This window comes from Pseudoruegeria sp. SK021 (assembly GCF_002119405.1).
Lineage (GTDB): Bacteria > Pseudomonadota > Alphaproteobacteria > Rhodobacterales > Rhodobacteraceae > Meridianimarinicoccus.
In genome coordinates, this window is the sequence record NZ_MTBG01000088.1 from 1 (window position 1) to 2,130 (window position 2,130).

The window sequence follows — 2,130 nt, forward strand, 5'->3', positions numbered from 1 at the left end:
CAGCCGGGTTATTGTCGATGGCCACACGACCGTCTGTCAGGAACAAGCTGAAGGCCTCCGCGCGATTGAGGCCATAGCGGAAGGCCTTGGCCAAATTGCTCTTACCCGGAATGCGCAGGAGTTGCTGATCGGACCACGCAAAGAAGGCCTCAACTTTTGGCTGGCTGAATTTTTGACGTGCCGCGTGACGGACGTCAGCAGGCTGGCCACTGATGTCGCGCTCGATGTCATAGAGTTTGCCGATCCGGTCGAGCGTCTCGCGGGCGATCTCGGACTTGGTGGATGTCCAGACATCGTGGAAGTCACGGCGCAGGTGCGCCCAGCACGCCGCCTCGCGCAAACGAGGCGCACCATCGGGTTCATACTCATGCGCGTAAAGCTTGGCATAGCCCTTGTAGCCATCGGCCTGAAGGATGCCGCGGACGTCGGCCAGATGGGTCAGGACATGCTCTTCCTTCCAGTCCGGTGCGAACCGATAGACTGCCCCGGGCGGGGATGATCCAGCCCAGGGGCGCTGGTCACGCACATAGGCCCAGATCCGGCCCTGTCTGACGCCTTTACCAAGCCCTTTGTCGCGCAAAGATCGGTCCAGCACCCGGATCGGCGTGTCATCCGCGTGCAGCAGGTCGCTGCCCATGATGTCAGCCTCGATCCGTTCGATTAGCGGCGACAGAGTCTTCATGGCCCGCCCGCACCAGCCCACAAGCGTAGTCTCGGGAATGTCCGCGCCCATGCGGGCGAAGATTTCGTGCTGACGATACAACGGAAGGTGGTCATCGAACTTCGAGACCAGAACATGCGCCAGCAGGTTCGGACCTGCCATGCTGCCTGGGATTGGCCGGCTGGGCGCAGGCTCCTGCACCATCCGCTCACAGCGCCGACAGGATTTCTTGATCCGGGCGATCTGGACCACCTTCATCTGCGCCGCAATCATGTCCAGCAGTTCGCTGACATCCTCACCCACAACCCGCAGATCGCCTCCGCAATCAGCGCAACATGTGCCGGGATCAAGCTCACGACGCTCGCGCGGTGTCGCATCCGAGACACGTGGGCGGCGACGCAGCGCGGGCGCAGAGAGATCACCCGCGGCCGGTTCGTCCTGACCTTCGTCGATGGGCGCTTCATCGCCCTCGGCCACGGCCAGCAGCAAGTCTTCAAGGGCCAGTTCCAGTTGCTCGATCTCGCGTTCGATCTTCTCAGAGGATTTGCCGAAAGCCAGTTTTTGCAACTTGGCAATCCGCAGGCGAAGGGCCTGAACCAACTGGTCGTGGACCCGCAACGTGACCGCCATCTTGGCGTTCTCGCTCCCTATCCGGGTGTTTTCCGCCTGCAAAGCCGCAATCATCGCCTTCAGAACAGCGGGGTCGTCGGGAAGATCTACAGCATGATTTGACATGCACCTGTCTACCACGGGGAACGTGATAACGCCATAAAAACAAGGCGTTTCGGCTTATATATTTAGCCCACACGGGCCGGCGGCGCGCCCCAATCCGGCCTGCGCCAATCAATCCCTTCCCACAACATCGCAAGCTGCGCGGACGTCAGACGGGCGGCACCCTCGGTCATCGCAGGCCAAGGAAAGCGGCCGCGTTCCAGGACTTTATAATAGAGGCAAAAGCCCTGACCGTCCCAATACAGCAGTTTGAGCCGATCGCCCCTGCGGCCGCGGAAGGCGAAGACTGCACCGCCCGTTGGCTTCTGGCGCAGGACATCCTGGGTCAGCGCCGCCAGACCGGCAATGCCCTTGCGCATGTCCGTGACACCGCAAGCCACGTAGACGCGAACGCCAGTGCCCGGACCAATCATGCCGCTTCCACGGCACGGATCAGCTGCGTCAGCGCCACGGCAGCCATGTTGCTGTCGAAATGCAGGCTGCGGCCGTTGCGCAAGCGCAGTTCGACCGCCATCGGGGCCGCGACGGTGGGCGTGTCCGCGAGGGCGGGAACGCAATGTGCGGGAATATCGAAAGGAAGGAAGAGCGCTCCACCATCCGGTGACCAAAACCCCTTCTTCTTCATCTCATGGCGCCAGGAATAGACCTGCTGCCGCGTGATCTCGTGGCGCTGCGCCACCTGCGTGACCGTCGCCTCATCAACGCCCACAGACATCACGATCCCCAGCTTCTCCTCG

The 2,130-nt window shown here is 62.0% G+C and carries 3 protein-coding genes; all 3 read right to left on the bottom strand.

Going from position 1 to position 2,130, the window contains the following annotated elements:
* Positions 1–1,396: IS66 family transposase (locus BV911_RS18630; RefSeq protein ID WP_086055031.1), on the bottom strand; the 1,396-nt coding region annotated here is incomplete at its 3' end.
* A gap of 62 nt (positions 1,397–1,458) precedes the next feature.
* Entirely contained in the window at positions 1,459–1,806 is a 348-nt protein-coding gene (gene tnpB, locus BV911_RS18635; protein WP_086055032.1) for an IS66 family insertion sequence element accessory protein TnpB, read from the bottom strand.
* The coding region (locus BV911_RS18640) for a transposase (protein WP_205963923.1) at positions 1,803–2,130 on the bottom strand (328 nt) is incomplete at its 5' end. The genes tnpB and BV911_RS18640, both read right to left, overlap by 4 nt.